The organism is Streptomyces sp. NPDC053367, assembly GCF_044545925.1.
Taxonomy (GTDB): domain Bacteria; phylum Actinomycetota; class Actinomycetes; order Streptomycetales; family Streptomycetaceae; genus Streptomyces.
Window position 1 is genome coordinate 167107 of the sequence record NZ_JBITYN010000012.1, and the last position, 15388, is coordinate 182494.

15 protein-coding genes and 5 tRNA genes are annotated in these 15388 nt (G+C 70.8%); 6 read left to right on the forward strand and 14 right to left on the reverse strand.

Annotation, left to right across the window (positions count from 1 at the left end; genetic code table 11):
* The first annotated feature begins 88 nt into the window (after positions 1-88).
* Positions 89-727, forward strand: a complete 639-nt coding sequence (gene cofC / locus ACIGXJ_RS30910; RefSeq protein ID WP_399652299.1) for a 2-phospho-L-lactate guanylyltransferase — start codon at positions 89-91, stop codon at positions 725-727.
* A 9-nt stretch (positions 728-736) separates the two neighbouring features.
* The gene (locus tag ACIGXJ_RS30915; protein WP_399652301.1) at positions 737-940 is read left to right on the forward strand and encodes a hypothetical protein; all 204 of its coding nucleotides are present in this window, start codon (positions 737-739) and stop codon (positions 938-940) included.
* An 84-nt stretch (positions 941-1024) separates the two neighbouring features.
* Here the strand turns inward: ACIGXJ_RS30915 and ACIGXJ_RS30920 are convergent, their stop codons facing one another.
* From ACIGXJ_RS30920 to leuC, 4 genes are all read right to left on the reverse strand, one after another.
* Positions 1025-1669 carry an HU family DNA-binding protein gene (locus tag ACIGXJ_RS30920; protein WP_399652304.1) on the reverse strand — a complete coding sequence of 215 codons (645 nt, stop codon included), beginning with the start codon at positions 1667-1669 and terminating at the stop codon, positions 1025-1027.
* Positions 1670-1806: 137 nt separating this feature from the next.
* On the reverse strand, positions 1807-2037 hold the full coding sequence (locus ACIGXJ_RS30925) for a hypothetical protein (protein WP_399652306.1): 231 nt from the start codon (positions 2035-2037) through the stop codon (positions 1807-1809).
* 337 nt (positions 2038-2374) lie between these two features.
* A complete protein-coding gene (gene leuD / locus ACIGXJ_RS30930) occupies positions 2375-2968 on the reverse strand; it encodes a 3-isopropylmalate dehydratase small subunit (RefSeq protein WP_399652309.1) in 594 nt (197 codons plus the stop codon).
* Between the two features lie 6 nt (positions 2969-2974).
* Positions 2975-4405 (reverse strand): 3-isopropylmalate dehydratase large subunit, encoded by a 1431-nt coding sequence (gene leuC / locus ACIGXJ_RS30935; protein WP_399652312.1) that lies wholly within the window; start codon positions 4403-4405, stop codon positions 2975-2977.
* A gap of 189 nt (positions 4406-4594) precedes the next feature.
* On the opposite strand from leuC, the gene ndgR reads away from it, so the two are divergent.
* Positions 4595-5311 carry an IclR family transcriptional regulator NdgR gene (ndgR, locus tag ACIGXJ_RS30940; RefSeq protein WP_026278050.1) on the forward strand — a complete coding sequence of 239 codons (717 nt, stop codon included), beginning with the start codon at positions 4595-4597 and terminating at the stop codon, positions 5309-5311.
* A gap of 82 nt (positions 5312-5393) precedes the next feature.
* Here ndgR and ACIGXJ_RS30945 read toward each other — a convergent pair whose 3' ends face one another.
* Positions 5394-5921, reverse strand: coding sequence for a DUF4188 domain-containing protein (locus tag ACIGXJ_RS30945; RefSeq protein WP_399652315.1), 528 nt, complete (start codon positions 5919-5921; stop codon positions 5394-5396).
* A 38-nt stretch (positions 5922-5959) separates the two neighbouring features.
* Here ACIGXJ_RS30945 and ACIGXJ_RS30950 point away from each other — a divergent pair, with 38 nt between their 5' ends.
* Complete coding sequence (locus ACIGXJ_RS30950; protein WP_399652317.1) at positions 5960-6604, forward strand: MerR family transcriptional regulator; 645 nt, start codon at positions 5960-5962, stop codon at positions 6602-6604.
* A 44-nt stretch (positions 6605-6648) separates the two neighbouring features.
* On the opposite strand, the gene ACIGXJ_RS30955 is transcribed toward ACIGXJ_RS30950, so the two are convergent.
* The 6 genes from ACIGXJ_RS30955 to ACIGXJ_RS30980 form a co-directional block, all read right to left on the reverse strand.
* Positions 6649-6721, reverse strand: a tRNA-Glu gene (locus ACIGXJ_RS30955).
* 28 nt (positions 6722-6749) lie between these two features.
* A tRNA-Gln gene (locus ACIGXJ_RS30960) sits at positions 6750-6821 on the reverse strand.
* A gap of 20 nt (positions 6822-6841) precedes the next feature.
* Positions 6842-6914: transfer RNA gene (locus tag ACIGXJ_RS30965), tRNA-Glu, on the reverse strand.
* A gap of 63 nt (positions 6915-6977) precedes the next feature.
* Positions 6978-7050: transfer RNA gene (locus tag ACIGXJ_RS30970), tRNA-Glu, on the reverse strand.
* Between the two features lie 21 nt (positions 7051-7071).
* Positions 7072-7143 (reverse strand) — tRNA-Gln (locus ACIGXJ_RS30975).
* A 90-nt stretch (positions 7144-7233) separates the two neighbouring features.
* Positions 7234-7965 (reverse strand): HAD family hydrolase, encoded by a 732-nt coding sequence (locus ACIGXJ_RS30980; RefSeq protein WP_399652319.1) that lies wholly within the window; start codon positions 7963-7965, stop codon positions 7234-7236.
* 73 nt (positions 7966-8038) lie between these two features.
* Here ACIGXJ_RS30980 and ACIGXJ_RS30985 point away from each other — a divergent pair, with 73 nt between their 5' ends.
* Positions 8039-8335, forward strand: coding sequence for a type II toxin-antitoxin system RelE/ParE family toxin (locus ACIGXJ_RS30985; RefSeq protein WP_399652321.1), 297 nt, complete (start codon positions 8039-8041; stop codon positions 8333-8335).
* Between the two features lie 60 nt (positions 8336-8395).
* Here the strand turns inward: ACIGXJ_RS30985 and gltX are convergent, their stop codons facing one another.
* The 3 genes from gltX to ACIGXJ_RS31000 all read right to left on the reverse strand — a co-directional run bounded on the left by gltX (position 8396) and on the right by ACIGXJ_RS31000 (position 11091).
* The gene (gene gltX, locus ACIGXJ_RS30990; RefSeq protein WP_399652323.1) at positions 8396-9880 is read right to left on the reverse strand and encodes a glutamate--tRNA ligase; all 1485 of its coding nucleotides are present in this window, start codon (positions 9878-9880) and stop codon (positions 8396-8398) included.
* Positions 9873-10649 carry a fumarylacetoacetate hydrolase family protein gene (locus ACIGXJ_RS30995; RefSeq protein ID WP_399652325.1) on the reverse strand — a complete coding sequence of 259 codons (777 nt, stop codon included), beginning with the start codon at positions 10647-10649 and terminating at the stop codon, positions 9873-9875. The genes gltX and ACIGXJ_RS30995 overlap by 8 nt, the downstream gene beginning before the upstream one ends.
* 253 nt (positions 10650-10902) lie before the next feature.
* On the reverse strand, positions 10903-11091 hold the full coding sequence (locus tag ACIGXJ_RS31000; protein WP_399652327.1) for a hypothetical protein: 189 nt from the start codon (positions 11089-11091) through the stop codon (positions 10903-10905).
* Between the two features lie 566 nt (positions 11092-11657).
* Between ACIGXJ_RS31000 and ACIGXJ_RS31005 the strand changes: the two genes are divergently transcribed.
* The gene (locus tag ACIGXJ_RS31005; RefSeq protein WP_399652330.1) at positions 11658-15386 is read left to right on the forward strand and encodes a nitrate- and nitrite sensing domain-containing protein; all 3729 of its coding nucleotides are present in this window, start codon (positions 11658-11660) and stop codon (positions 15384-15386) included.
* Positions 15387-15388 lie beyond the last annotated feature (2 nt).

The following is a 15388-nucleotide window of genomic DNA, read 5'->3' on the forward strand; positions in this document are numbered from 1 at the left end:
CCCGCCGCCGGAACCGCCAGATGGGACCGGGGGAACCGCTGCCGGGCCCCGGGGGAGAATGTCCCGGACCAGGAAGGGACGGAAGCGCGTGCTGTGGACGTTGGTCATTCCCGTGAAACCCCTGACGCTGGCCAAGAGCAGGCTCGCGGACACCGCCGGCGACGGGGTGCGGCCGGGGCTGGCCCTCGCGTTCGCGCTGGACACCGTGGCGGCCGCGCTGGCCTGCGCCGCGGTGCGGGATGTGGCGGTCGTCACGGACGACGCGCTGGCCGGGCGGGAGCTGGCGGCACTGGGGGCGCGCATCGTCCCGGACGAGCCGCGCGCGGGCCTGAACGCGGCGCTGGCGCACGGGGAGGAGGTTGTGCGCACTTCGCGGCCCCAAAGCCCGCTGGCGGCCCTCAACGCCGATCTTCCGGCTCTCCGTCCGGAGGAATTGGCGCGGGTCCTGGAAGCGGCCGCGCAATTCCCGCGTGCTTTTCTCCCCGATGCCGCCGCTGTCGGCACCACACTCCTCGCGGCCGCTCCCGGGCGGGATCTGCGGCCCGCATTCGGCCCGGATTCCCGGGCCCGCCATCGCGCGTCCGGCGCCGTGGAACTCGCGCCCGCCGGAGTGGATTCCGTACGGCAGGACGTGGACACCGGTGACGATCTGCGCGCGGCGCTCGTGCTCGGGGTCGGCCCTCGTACGGCGGCGGCGGCCGAGCGGCTGACGTCGCTCGGGCAGTAGGCTGCGGGCATGCAGGCGACCGCATACACGTACGACGCCGAGACGCGCAGCGGACAGGTGCTGCTCGACGACGGCACGCCCGTTCCGTTCGACACGGCCGCGTTCGACGCGGGCGGGCTGCTGCGCCTGCGTCCCGGGCAGCGGGTGCGCATCGAGACCGAGGGTGAGGGCGCGGCCCGCAAGATCACCCTGGTGACGCTGCAGACCTTCTGAACAGGCCTTTCAGGGCTGCGGACACGCCGCGGGCCGGACTCCTGACGGAGTCCGGCCCGGCGCGTGAGTGCCCTGTGCCGTCGCCTACTTGTTGCGGGCGGCGGTCTTCTTGGCGGTGGTCTTGCGCGCCGTCGACTTCTTGGCGGGCGCCTTCTTCGCGGTGACCTTCTTCGCCGGAGCCTTCTTCGCGGTCGCCTTCTTGGCGGTGGTCTTGGCCGCGGTGGTCTTGGCGGTCGAGGTGGTCTTCTTGGCGGGGGTCGCCTTCTTCGCGGTGGTCTTCTTCGCGGTCGCCGTGGTCTTCTTGGCGGTCGTCTTCTTGGCCGTGGTCTTCTTCGCGGCGGCGGTCTTGGTGGTCGCCTTCTTCGCGGCGGCCTTCTTGACGGTCGCGGAAGCTCCGCCGGTCAGGCTGCCCTTGGGTGCCTTCTTGACGGCGATGTCGCCCTTCGGGAGCTTCTTCGTGCCGCTGACCAGGTCCTTGAAGCCCTGGCCCGCACGGAAGCGCGGGACGGACGTCTTCTTGACCCGAACCCGCTCGCCCGTCTGGGGGTTACGGGCGTAGCGGGCCGGACGCTCGACCTTCTCGAACGAGCCGAAGCCGGTGACCGAGACCCGGTCACCCGCGACCGTCGCACGGACGATGGCGTCCAGGACCGCGTCGACAGCGTCGGCGGCCTGCTGGCGGCCGCCCAGCTTGTCGGCAATCGCTTCTACGAGCTGCGCCTTGTTCACGTCTTCCCCTTCGGAGACATCGCCAGAACGAAAGTGTTCAAGCTTTTTCGCACGTTAGGCAGATATATACCGCAAATCAAACACGAAACGGGCTTATCACCCTTGTGCCGCAACGGACTCGACCGCACCGGGGTTGTTCAGCGGCCCTCTTCGGGGAGTCGACCCTCGTCGAGGTCCTTGGTGAACCGCTCCAGACGCCTTGCCGCATCGGCGAGATCGTGTTTGGCCGCGGCCGTAATGACCAGCAGCTTCCGGGTCAGCGCCATCCGTACGCCCTCCGGGACTTGCAGTGCGCGCACCCTTGAGTGCGCTTCCTTGAGTTGGTCCGCGACCGCCGCATAGAGCTCGAGTTGGCCGTCGTGTCCCATGCACAGATTGTGCCATCTGGGGCGAGTTGTCGCCTGCCCGGGGGGCAACTGCCACACCGGAAGGCCGTCCGAACTCCCGCCGCCGCCACGGTCCGACGGCTCGCCTACCCCGGCAACCAACCTTGTAACCAGGGAAGTTGGCGCATCCGGCGACGAGGGGCATGGCTGTACGGGAGCGGAAACAGCTGTACCCCCGATCGGGGCGATCGGGGGTACAGCGGGGGTTGCGGGTGGCCGGAATTCGACCCCGGTGGGGGGTGCGCCGGGTCGGACCGTACGCATCAGGCCATGTGGATCAGCGCGTGCGGATCGGCTCGTGCGGATCAGGCCGTGCGGTTCAGACCTGGAGCGTGCGCGGCTTGTGCGAGGGGCGCTCGGCCTCGTATGCGGAGATGTCCGCCTCGTTCTGCAGGGTGATGGAGATGTCGTCCAGGCCGTTCAGCAGCCGCCAGCGGGAGTTCTCGTCCAGCTCGAAGGAGGCGGTGACGCCCTCGGCGCGCACCTCGCGGGCCTCGAGGTCGACCGTGACCTCGGCCGTGGGGTCGCTCTCGGTGAGCTCCCACAGCGCGTCCACGGTCTTCTGGTCCAGGACGACGGTGAGCAGGCCGTTCTTCAGCGAGTTGCCGCGGAAGATGTCGGCGAAGCGCGAGGAGATCACGGCCTTGAAGCCGTAGTTCTGCAGCGCCCAGACGGCGTGCTCACGGGAGGAGCCGGTGCCGAAGTCGGGGCCGGCGACCAGCACGGTCGCGCCCTGCCGCTCGGGCCGGTTGAGCACGAACTCCGGGTCCTTGCGCCAGGCCTCGAACAGACCGTCCTCGAAACCGTCCCGGGTCACCTTCTTGAGCCAGTGAGCAGGGATGATCTGGTCGGTGTCGACGTTGGAGCGGCGCAGCGGAACGGCCCGGCCGGTGTGCGTGGTGAATGCTTCCATGGCTGATCAGACTCCAGCGGGCGTACGGGTCTCGGCGTCGGACAGGTCGGCCGGGGAGGCCAGGTGGCCCAGGACGGCCGTGGCGGCCGCGACCTGCGGCGACACCAGGTGGGTGCGACCGCCCTTGCCCTGCCGGCCCTCGAAGTTGCGGTTGGAGGTGGACGCGGAGCGCTCGCCCGGGGCCAGCTGGTCGGGGTTCATGCCCAGGCACATCGAGCAGCCCGCGTGCCGCCACTCGGCGCCGGCCTCCTTGAAGACGACGTCCAGGCCCTCGGAGACGGCCTGCAGACCGACCCGCGCGGAGCCCGGGACGACCAGCATCCGTACGCCGTCGGCGACTTTGCGGCCCTTGAGCAGATCGGCCGCGGCCCGCAGGTCCTCGATGCGGCCGTTGGTGCAGGAGCCTACGAAGACGGTGTCCACCTTGATGGAGCGCAGCGGCTGACCGGCCTCCAACCCCATGTACTCCAGCGCCTTTTCGGCGGCCAGGCGCTCCGATGCGTCTTCGTACGAAGCGGGGTCGGGGACGTTCGCGGAAAGCGGCGCGCCCTGCCCGGGGTTGGTGCCCCAGGTGACGAACGGGGACAGCTCGGCGGCATCGATGACCACCTCGGCGTCGAACTCGGCGTCGTCGTCGGTGCGCAGCGTCCTCCAGTACTCGACGGCCGCGTCCCAGTCGGCGCCCTCGGGGGCGTGCGGGCGGCCCTTGAGGTACGCGAAGGTCGTCTCGTCGGGGGCGATCATGCCCGCGCGGGCGCCGGCCTCGATCGACATGTTGCAGATGGTCATCCGGGCCTCCATCGAGAGCTTCTCGATGGCCTCGCCACGGTATTCCAGGATGTAGCCCTGGCCGCCGCCGGTGCCGATCCGCGCGATGATCGCCAGGATCAGGTCCTTGGCGGTGACACCCTCGGGCAGCTCGCCGTCGACCGTGATCGCCATGGTCTTCGGGCGGGCCAGCGGCAGCGTCTGGGTGGCCAGCACATGCTCGACCTGCGAGGTGCCGATGCCGAACGCCAGCGCGCCGAAGGCGCCGTGCGTGGAGGTGTGGGAGTCACCGCAGACCACGGTGGTACCGGGCTGGGTCAGGCCCAGCTGGGGGCCCACGACGTGGACGACACCCTGCTCGACGTCGCCCAGCGGGTGCAGGCGCACCCCGAACTCGGCGCAGTTCTTGCGCAGCGTCTCCAGCTGGGCGCGGGAGACCGGGTCCGCGATGGGCTTGTCGATGTCGAGGGTCGGGGTGTTGTGGTCCTCGGTGGCGATGGTCAGGTCGAGGCGGCGGACCTTCCGGCCGCTCTTGCGGAGGCCGTCGAAGGCCTGCGGGCTGGTCACCTCGTGCAGCAGGTGCAGATCGATGTAGAGGAGGTCGGGCTCGCCCTCGGCGCGCCGGACGACATGGTCGTCCCAGACCTTCTCCGCGAGTGTCCTACCCATCGCTTTCCCTCCGGCCGGCAAAGGTGCGCCGGCCCAACTAGAGATCTTTGAGGAGACGGCGCCCGCACCCCTGATCCGGGCAGCCCGCCGCCAGGCCCGTTGGTCCGCGGGCCGCTGTGCATCCAAGGGTTGCGCGTTCCGGAGAAAATTGAACTTGCGTTTCACAGAGTGAGACGCGAGTATCGTTGCATGGACAACAGTAGCGGCGTCGGCGTTCTGGACAAGGCGGCCCTCGTCCTGAGCGCTCTGGAGTCCGGTCCGGCCACCCTCGCGGGTCTGGTCGCGGCCACCGGACTGGCACGACCCACAGCTCACCGCCTGGCTGTGGCTCTGGAACACCACCGCATGGTGGCACGCGACATGCAGGGCCGGTTCATTCTCGGCCCGCGCCTGGCAGAACTGGCCGCGGCGGCCGGCGAGGACCGCCTCCTCGCGACGGCCGGCCCGGTGCTCACCCACCTCCGTGACGTCACGGGCGAGAGCGCGCAGCTCTACCGCAGGCAGGGCGACATGCGCATCTGCGTCGCCGCGGCGGAGCGTCTGTCCGGACTGCGGGACACCGTCCCGGTCGGCTCGACGCTCACGATGAAGGCCGGTTCCTCGGCGCAGATCCTCATGGCCTGGGAGGAGCCCGAGCGCCTCCACCGCGGCCTGCAGGGCGCCCGTTTCACGGCGACGGCCCTGTCGGGTGTGCGCCGCCGCGGCTGGGCGCAGTCCATCGGCGAGCGCGAACCGGGCGTCGCGTCCGTCTCGGCGCCCGTACGGGGCCCCTCCAACCGCGTCGTGGCCGCGGTCTCCGTCTCCGGTCCCATCGAGCGCCTGACCCGCCACCCTGGCCGTATGCACGCCCAGGCGGTCATCGACGCGGCGGCCCGTCTTTCCGAGGCCCTGCGCCGCTCGGGCTGACAGCAGGAAACGCCCCTGGGACGGAGCGGCCTCAACGCCGCGGCAGCTCCGCCCCAGGGGCTCCCCCGCCCCTCCGTGGCCCTCAGGCGGCCTTCTCGCCCTCCGAGCGCCAGGCGAACCGGTCCTTCGCGTACCGCCCCCGCGCCTGAAGCGGAAGCCGCCCGTGCGCGGCCGCCAGCCCGAAGGCGGGCATGTCCCCGTAGACCGCCTCGTAGGACCCCTCGGGCACCACGTACGCCTCGTGCCAGATCCCGACGTGGCCGCGCAGCTTCCCGGCCCGGTCCTTGCGGTTGATCCGCCCCCACACCACGTGATGGAACCCGTCCGCCGCGCTCGCGTAGGCGTACAGCTTCGCCTTCGACTCCCAGTACTGCACGACGTAGTACGTCCGCGGCGAGGCCGTCAGCAGCACACGCGACAGCAACCCCCGCCCCGGCTGCCTCTTCAGCTCCGCCAGCATCCGGAACATCGCCAGCATCACCGGTAGCCAGTGGTGCACCGCCCAGAACCTGTTGATGCGCATGCCGATCAGCAGGACGACCACGTCCCCCCGGGCATCCGCGGTCGTCAGCCGCATGGAGCGGCCCGCCGTGCTCTCCGTGTCCGCCATGCTTGGATAGTGCCGCTACCCAATGAAAGGCGCAAGACATGCGGCTCGCCGAACTGAGCAACCGCAGCGGTGTCTCCACCGCGACGATCAAGTACTACCTCCGCGAGGGCCTGTTGCCGCCCGGCCGCCAGATCAACGCGACGACGGCGGAGTACGACGAGACGCACCTGCGCCGGCTGCGGCTGGTGCGGGCGCTGATCCAGGTGGGCAAGGTCCCGGTGGCCAACGCCCGCGAGGTGCTCAAGCACATCGACGACGACTCCCTGGGCCGCACGATCCGGCTGGGCGCCGCCCTGTGGGAGCTGCCGCAGGGGCCCGCCCCGGACGCGGACGACGAGTTCGTCCAGGCCGCGCACCGGGAGGTCGCCGCGCTGCTCGACCGGCTCGGCTGGGAGAACGCCGGACAGCTCACGAGCATCTCTCCCGCGTACCGCGCACTGGTCACGGGAGTGGCCGCGTTCCGCCGGCTCGGCTACGACTGGGGGGCCGAACAGCTCGCGCCGTACGCCGAGTTCATGCACCGCACGGCCGTACTGGACCTGGACAACATGGAGGCCTACCCGTCGGACGCGGAGCGGGTCGAGTTCGCGGTGCTCGGGGCGATCCTCAACGAGCCGGTGCTGCAGGCGCTGCACCGGCTGGCGCAGGAGGAGGAGTCGGCGCGGCGGTACGGCTTCGAGTGAACGCCGAAGGGGCCTCCGCCGAAGCGGAGGCCCCTTGGGACTCGTACCCCCGACCGGATTCGAACCGGCGCTACCGCCTTGAGAGGGCGGCGTGCTAGGCCGCTACACAACGGGGGCGTGGACACTGCGTTTCCGCAGGTCCGAGCTGGTCTACCTGGACTCGAACCAAGACTAACTGAACCAGAATCAGTCGTGCTGCCAATTACACCATAGACCAATGTGGTTTAGACCAGTCAGTACCCCCGACCGGATTCGAACCGGCGCTACCGCCTTGAGAGGGCGGCGTGCTAGGCCGCTACACAACGGGGGCCCTAGCGATCCTGACATCGAGATCAGTGGGAGCTACCCATACTGTCCTCGCGGGAAGGATCTGTACCCCCGACCGGATTCGAACCGGCGCTACTGCCTTGAGAGGGCAGCGTGCTAGGCCGCTACACAACGGGGGCTTTGCAGATAAGCTCTGCGAGCTGGCCTACCTGGACTCGAACCAAGACTAACTGAACCAGAATCAGTCGTGCTGCCAATTACACCATAGGCCACTGGAACTCAAGCCCCTGCGGGGATCTCGTTCTAGTTCGCTCCTCGGGGCTTCGGCCTTTCGGCCCGCGCCCCTCGGCGCAGAAAGAACATTACCCGAAGGTGTCCGGGGCTCCAAAACGGGTATCGGCGCCGAGGAGCGCGGGGAGTTCGGAGAGGGTCCCGATCCGGTGCCCTCCGGGCGGTGCGCAGGCGGTCACGGTGCCGCCGTACCGGTCGATCCACACGGACAGCAGGCCCGCCTCGGCGGCGCCCCGTCCGTCGATCTCCGGGTGGTCACCGACGTACGCGACCTGGTGCGGAGGCAGAGACAGCGCCTCGCAGGCGGCGAGGAACGCGGCGGCCTCCGGCTTGGAGACGCCGAGCTCGGCGGCGCACAGGATCGACTCGAAGCGGTCGTGGAGGCCGAGCACGCGCAGTTTGCGGTCCTGGACGGTCAGGCTGGAGTTGGACAGCACGCTGTGCCGGTAGCGGGCGGCGAGGGCGTCCAGGGCCGGCACGACGTCCGGGAACACCGCCCAGGCGGTCTCGTAGTGGCGCAGGTAACGCTCGAACCAGGCGTCCGCCTCGGCGTCGCTCAGCTCCTCGCCCAGGAACACCCGCACCCGGTCCCTGCGCTGCCCCCGGAAGGTCGTCTCCCCGGCCGCGTACCGCGCCCACTGCGCGTCGGTGACCTCCCGCCACCGCGCGACGGCCTGCTCGGGCGTCCCGTACCCCTCCAGCAGCCCCTCGGCGGCGAGATGGGCCCGCATGCCCTCGCGGTCCGCGGTGGTGTAGTCGAAGAGGGTGTCGTCCACGTCCCAGACCACGGCTCGGATGCTCATGCGCCGACCGTAACGCGGTGGGGGCTCCTCCGGGGCTGATACGGCGAAGGGCCCTGGCTGGCAGACTGAGCCCATGAGCGAGTACCGCGTCCAGTACCGCGTCCAGTTCACCGTCGAGGCCCGTGCCGCATACGACGACCTGCCTCCCTCCCGCCAGGCCCAGCTGGACCGGGCCGTGCGGATACTGGCGCGTGACCCGTTCCGGAAGCACTCGACCGCCCAGCTCGGCCCCGAGGAGCATCTGCGCAAGGCGTACGTCGCCCCGGGCGTGATGCTGGAGTACATGGTGGCCGGCGCGATCATGGTCGTCGTCGTCCTGGAGATCTTCGACGAGAGCGCGTATCTGATCGACGAGGCCGACGCTCGGTGACCGAACGCACGAGGGGCGGTACCCGGAGGATCGGGTACCGCCCCTCGGTGCGTGTGTGACCTACGCGGCCAGCTTCGCCAGCGCCGCGTCGATGCGGGCCAGCGTGGCGTCCTTGCCCAGGATCTCCAGGGACTCGAACAGGGGCAGGCCGACCGTGCGGCCGGTGACGGCGACGCGGACGGGGGCCTGGGCCTTGCCGAGCTTGAGGCCGTGGGCCTCGCCGGCGGCCAGGACGGCCTCCTTCAGGGACTCGGCCGAGGTCCAGTCGGCCGCCTCCAGCTTCTCGCGGGCCGTGCGCAGCAGGGCGTCGGAGCCCTCCTTCATCGCCTTGGTCCAGCTCGCCTCGTCGAGGACCGGCTCCGGCAGGAACAGGAAGTCGACGTTGTCGGTGATCTCCGACAGGACCTTCAGACGGGTCTGCGCGTGCGGGGCGATGGCGTGCCACTTGGACTCGTCGAAGTCCTCCGGGGCCCAGGGCGCGAAGGGGGCCTTCAGCCAGGGGGCGCAGCGCTCGGTGAAGTCCTTCACGTCGAGCATGCGGATGTGGTCGCCGTTGATCGCCTCGCACTTCTTCAGGTCGAAGCGGGCCGGGTTGGGGTTCACGTCCGCGATGTCGAAGGCCGCGACCATCTCCTCGATCGAGAAGACGTCCCGGTCGGCGGAGAGGGACCAGCCGAGCAGGGAGAGGTAGTTGAGCAGGCCCTCGGGCAGGAAGCCCTGCTCGCGGTAGAGGTTCAGCGACGACTGCGGGTCGCGCTTGGAGAGCTTCTTGTTGCCCTCGCCCATCACGTACGGCAGGTGGCCGAAGGACGGGATCTCCTTGGCGATGCCCAGCTCGATCAGCGCCTTGTACAGGGCGATCTGGCGCGGGGTGGAGGAGAGCAGGTCCTCGCCGCGCAGGACGTGGGTGATCTCCATCAGCGCGTCGTCGACCGGGTTAACGAGCGTGTAGAGCGGGGCTCCGTTGGCTCGTACGATCCCGTAGTCCGGCACGTTCTCCGGGGTGAAGGTCAGCTCCCCGCGGACCAGGTCGGTGAAGGTGATCGTCTCGTCCGGCATGCGGAAGCGGACGATCGGCTCGCGGCCCTGGGCCTTGTACTCCTCGACCTGCGCGGCGCTCAGCTCGCGGCAGTGGCCGTCGTAGCCGGACGGCCTGCCGGCGGCGCGGGCGGCCTCGCGGCGGGTGTCCAGCTCCTCCTGGGAGCAGTAGCAGTGGTAGGCGTGGCCGCCGTCGAGGAGCTTGCCGGCGACCTCCTTGTAGAGGTCCATCCGCTGCGACTGGCGGTAGGGCGCGTGCGGGCCGCCGACCTCGGGGCCCTCGTCCCAGTCGAAGCCCAGCCAGCGCATCGCGTCGAGCAGCTGGTTGTAGGACTCCTCGGAGTCGCGGGCCGCGTCGGTGTCCTCGATGCGGAAGACGAGCGTGCCCTGGTGGTGCCGGGCGAACGCCCAGTTGAACAGGGCGGTGCGGACCAGGCCCACATGCGGGTTACCGGTGGGCGAGGGGCAGAACCGTACTCGGACGGCGGGGACGGGTGCGCTAGCCACGCTTGACAACCTTGTTGGTGAGAGTGCCGATGCCTTCGATGGTGACGGCGACCTCGTCGCCGACAGCCAGGGGGCCGACCCCCGCGGGGGTGCCCGTGAGGATGACGTCGCCGGGCAGCAGCGTCATGGCCTCGGTGATGTTGACGATCAGGTCCTCGATCGAGTGGACCATCTCGCTCGTCCGGCCGAGCTGGCGCTGGTCGCCGTTGACCGTGAGCTGGATGGTGAGGTCGCTCGCGTCGAGGTCGGTCTCCACCCAGGGGCCGAGCGGGCAGGAGGTGTCGAAGCCCTTGGCCCGGGCCCACTGCTTCTCGCGCTTCTGGACGTCACGGGCGGTGATGTCGTTGGCGCAGGTGTAGCCGAAGATCACGTCCTTGACGCGTTCGCGCGGGACCTCGCGGCACATGCGGCCGATGACGACGGCCAGCTCGGCCTCGTGGTGGAGGTCCTCGGAGAAGGACGGGTACTGGATCGCGTCGCCCGGGCCGATCACGGAGGTGGCCGGCTTGAAGAAGGCGAACGGGTCCTCGGGCACCTCGTTGCCCAGCTCGCGCGCGTGCTCGGCGTAGTTGCGGCCGAAGGCCACGACCTTGTTGGGGAGCACCGGCGGCAGCAGCCTGACCTTGCTCAGCGGCACCTTCGTGCCGGAGAGCTCGAAGTCCGCGAACGGGATGCCCTTGATGATGTCGAGGACGAGCTCGTCCTGCTTCTCGCCCTCGACCGCGCCGAAGGCGACGTTCCCGTCGATGGAGAACCTGGCGATGCGCACGGGTTGCTTGGCCCCTTGACTTAACCGGCTGGAGTCTGACGCTCCAGGCTAGCGCGGCGGGCGGCGGCCGCCGCGCCCATATACGCCGCGCCCGTCCGCGCCGGTGCCTCGCGCCCGGGGCCGTGCCGGCCCCTGGGCGGAGCCGGAGCACGGGCCGGACGAGCGAGGGCGCCGCGGACCGGATGGGTCCGCGGCGCCCTCGACGGGTGCTCGAGCCGGGCTCGACCTGAACGGTCCGCCCCGGTCGTGCGTACTACTCTGCGGAGGCGGCGGCGGTGGCCGGGAGCTCCATCAGGACCGTGCGCCGGGGGTTGGCGGTCTGCGCGGGGAGTTCGACGGAGTGCTCCGGGCGCTGCGGGATCTGCAGTTCGTCGGCGTCCTTCAGGTGCGCCAGCGTGGTGCGCCGCGGGTTGGCAAGGCGGAACATCGTCGTCGTCTTCACGGTGGTACGGATCCTGTCGTGTGCTGGTCGGGGGTTGTCAGACTGTTACCTCTTGTAAAGCGTCAGGCTAAACATCCGCTTCCCTGCAGAACGCGTGAAGACGCCATGATCCCCGTGTGAGTTTGCTCACGAATCGCCACTCAAACCGGTCAATTCAGGCCCGCAACTCATGCCCACGAAACGGACATTGCGTCCCTGAAGCCGTCATTCCGCTCCTGATCATGGCGACTGGGACACCAGAGCCCGCCCAGCGGATCGCCCGGAAATGCCCGTTATACGGGAGCCGTAGGTGTACGGCTCGTGATCCGGCCCTCACACGGTGTCACAGAAGTCGCGGCATGGCCTACGGGCCTTGTTGGAGATCCTGCACTGTGCTGGAATTCCACGGACCGCCGCGGGATCGAACCGGCGCAGGGGCGCACACAGCGCCGAGCGGCGGTGAGAAGGGGGAAGCCAGCGCCGGTCACTCACGACCATCCGGGGACGCATTCAGGGCGTCCCCGACGACGCCGACACCGTTCTTCCGTTCAGTCGGAAGGGCGCCTGGTCCAGAGGTTGCGACGCTAGTGCAGGGACGTTTCAAGAGGGATGGCAGCGCTTCGGCGGAGCCGGAGCCGCATGGCGGGACGGGCCCCAAGGCCGTCGGCTCCTCGCCCCAGCACGCCCAGAACCAGGGCCCGACCCCGTCCGACGCAGACCGCTCCGGGCGCCCCGGCGCATCGGCACCGTCGGCCGCGCCCACCCCCACCGTGAAGCCGCCGCAGGGCCCCACCGGCCCCGGTCCGCGAATAGCGCTGCGCAACTGGCGCATCTCCACCCGACTGGTGGCGCTGCTGACGCTCCCCGTGGTCGCCGCGACCACGCTGGGCGCCCTGCGCATCAACCAGTCCATGGAAGACATGCAGCAGCTGGACAACATGCGGCTGCTGACGGACATGACGAAGCAGGCCACCGAGCTCGCCGCCGCCCTCCAGGAGGAGCGCGACAAGTCGGCCGGCCCGCTGGCGCACGACTCCACGGCCAACGACCTCACGATCAAGGGCTACCGGACCAAGACGGACCGGGCCACGGACAACTTCATCAACGCCTCCGAGGAGATCGACGCCGCCGCCAAGGACGGCAACCTCGAGGGCGTGCGCGACACCCTCGTCGGCCTGGTCGGCGAGCTCGGCAACGTCGCCAAGATCCGCGCCAAGGCCTACGAGTCAGAGCGCAACTCCACCCAGACGGTGGAGGCCTACCACCGCCTGATCACCCACCTGCTCGACCTCTCCCAGGACATGGCGGAGGCCACCAGCAACCCGGAGATGATCAAGCGGACGCGTACGCTGGCTGCCTTCTCCTCCGCCAAGGAGTACGCGTCGATCCAGCGCGCCGTCCTGGCCGCCGCCCTCCCGGCGAACAACAAGTCCGACGGTGACCTCTCCGAGAACGACCGCCTCTACGGCCAGTCGGCCCTGGAGAGCGAGGAGTCCGAACTCGCGAGCTTCCGCAGCATCTACGGCACCGAGGAGGCCGCGGAGACCCTCAAGCCCGTCGAAGAGGGCAACGCGACCATCAAGGACGCCGACGTCTACGCCGACCGCGCCTTCAGCCGGACCGACGGCATCGAGGGCCTGGGCCGCCGCTCCTACCTGGACTGGGTGGACGACAGCTCGGCGAAGATCGAGCAGATGCGCAAGATCGAGACCCAGCTGCTCGACGACATGGAGCAGAAGGCCCGTGAGCTGCGCAACGAGTCCGAGCAGGAAGCGATCATCTCCGGTGCGCTGATCCTGCTGGTGCTCGGCGTCTCCCTCGTCGGTGCCTTCGTCGTGGCCCGCTCCATGATCCGCTCGCTGCGCCGGCTGCAGGAGACCGCCACCAAGGTCGCCCAGGACCGGCTGCCCGAGCTGGTCAAGCAGCTGTCCGAGTCCGACCCGCAGGACGTCGACACGTCTGTGGAGTCGGTCGGTGTGCACTCCCGTGACGAGATCGGCCAGGTGGCCGCGGCCTTCGACGACGTGCACCGCGAGGCGGTCCGCCTCGCCGCCGAGCAGGCCCTGCTGCGGGGCAACGTCAACGCGATGTTCACCAACCTCTCGCGCCGCTCCCAGGGTCTGATCCAGCGCCAGCTGTCGCTGATCTCCGAGCTGGAGTCGCGCGAGGCCGACCCCGACCAGCTGGCCTCGCTGTTCAAGCTGGACCACCTCGCGACCCGTATGCGCCGTAACGGCGAGAACCTCCTCGTCCTCGCGGGTGAGGAGCCCGGCCGGCGCTGGACCCGCCCGGTCCCGCTGGTCGACGTCCTGCGCGCCGCCGCGTCCGAGGTGGAGCAGTACGAGCGCATCGAGCTGGCCTCCGTGCCGACCACACAGGTCGCAGGCCGGGTCGTCAACGACCTCGTGCACCTGCTCGCCGAGCTGCTGGAGAACGCGACCTCGTTCTCCTCGCCGCAGACCAAGGTCAAGGTCACCGGTCACGCGCTGCCCGACGGCCGGGTGCTGATCGAGATCCACGACACCGGTATCGGCCTGTCCCCCGAGGACCTGGCCGCGATCAACGAGCGGCTCGCGCAGCCGCCGACCGTGGACGTCTCCGTCTCCCGCCGCATGGGTCTGTTCGTGGTCGGCCGTCTGTCGCAGCGCCACGGCATCCGCATCCAGCTGCGCCCGTCCGACTCCGGTGGCACGACCGCGCTGGTCATGCTGCCCGTCGATGTCGCACAGGGCGGCAAGAAGCCCCAGCCCAAGGCCGGTCAGGGCCCGGGCGTCGGCGGCCCGGCCGCGGCTCAGGCCGCCGCCGGCGCGGCCGCGGCCCGGCGTCAGAACGGCGGCGCGCTCGGTGGCGGTGCTCCCTCCGCCGGTGGCGGGCTGCTCGGCGCCGGCCAGGGTCCGCGCGCCGCGCTGCCCGGCCGTGACGGCGCCTTCCCGGGAACGCCCGGTGGTGCGCGCGGCCCGCAGGGTCCCGGTGGCCAGCAGCAGGGTCCCGGCGGCCAGCAGGCTCCCGGCGGCCAGCAGGGCCGTCCGGCTCCGGCGCAGGCCGGCTTCGGACAGGGGCCCGCGGGCGGCCAGGGCCAGGACGCCTTCGGTGGCGCACAGGGCAGGCAGCAGCAGGGCCAGGACGCCTTCGGCGCCGGCCAGGGCCGGCAGTCCGCCGGTGCCGGTCAGGGCCAGGGCCAGGGCCAGGGCCAGGGCCAGGGCCAGGGTCAGGACGCCTTCGGCGGTCCGCGTGGCCCGGTGACCCCGCAGCGCGGTGACGCGAACGGCGAGCAGAGCGCCCCGCGCCGCCGCCGGCCCCAGCTGCCGCCGCAGGGCGGGGCCCGGCCCGAGCTGCCCGGCGGTCCCGCGCAGCAGCAGCGGCCCGCCTGGAGCGACGACAACGCGCAGCCGCCGGTCTCCCGTGCCTCGCTGGACACCCCGCGCGGCCACGAGGAGTCGGACCTCGACCGCACGGGCCGTATGCCCCGCGTCGACGACCGACAGGGCCCCGGTGCCACGGCCGAGATGCCGGCGATCCCGCGGACCGACGAGCGTCCGGGCCTGCCGGCCGGCCCCGCCGACTACGCGCGCCCGGGTGCCGACTCCCCGCAGGACACCGGTCAGTTCACGGCCCCGCAGGGCTACCAGAACGGCGCCACGGGTCAGTTCCCGGTCCAGCAGGGCTACGACAACGGCTCCACCGGCCAGTTCGCCGCCCCGCAGGGCTACCAGAACGGTGCCACCGGCCAGTTCCCGGCCCAGCAGGGCTACGACAACGGCTCCACCGGCCAGTTCGAGCGCCCCCAGCAGGGCGTGCGCCCGGCCTCCCCGCAGCGTCCGCAGCAGCAGCGGCCCGCCGCCCGCCCCGAGCCGGAGGCCCTGCCGCCGGCGTCGGGCCCGGGTGATGGCCGTACGCCGCTCTACGACACCCTGGAGACCAACTGGTTCCGCCAGGAGCGCCAGGCCGAGCAGGGCGCGGCTCCGGCCGCCCCGCAGACGCCCCAGGCCACCCCGGCGCCGGCTCCCCAGCGTCCCGCCGCCACCGCCTGGCGCAGCTCGCCGAACGACGACCTCGTCCGGCAGGCCGAGCGCGTCCGGCAGCCGGCCGCGGGCGGCATCACCACGTCCGGCCTTCCGCGCCGGGTACCCCGGGCGAACCTCGTCCCGGGTACGGCTCAGCAGCAACAGCACCAAGCCGGTCCGCAGGTCTCGCGTGCGCCTGACGACGTGCGCGGGCGGCTGACCAATCTCCGCAGGGGCATCGCTCAGGGTCGCCAGGCCGGCAACGGCCAGACCGGGAGCTTCCCCAGCCCCTCTCACCAGCAGGAGCGTTAGTT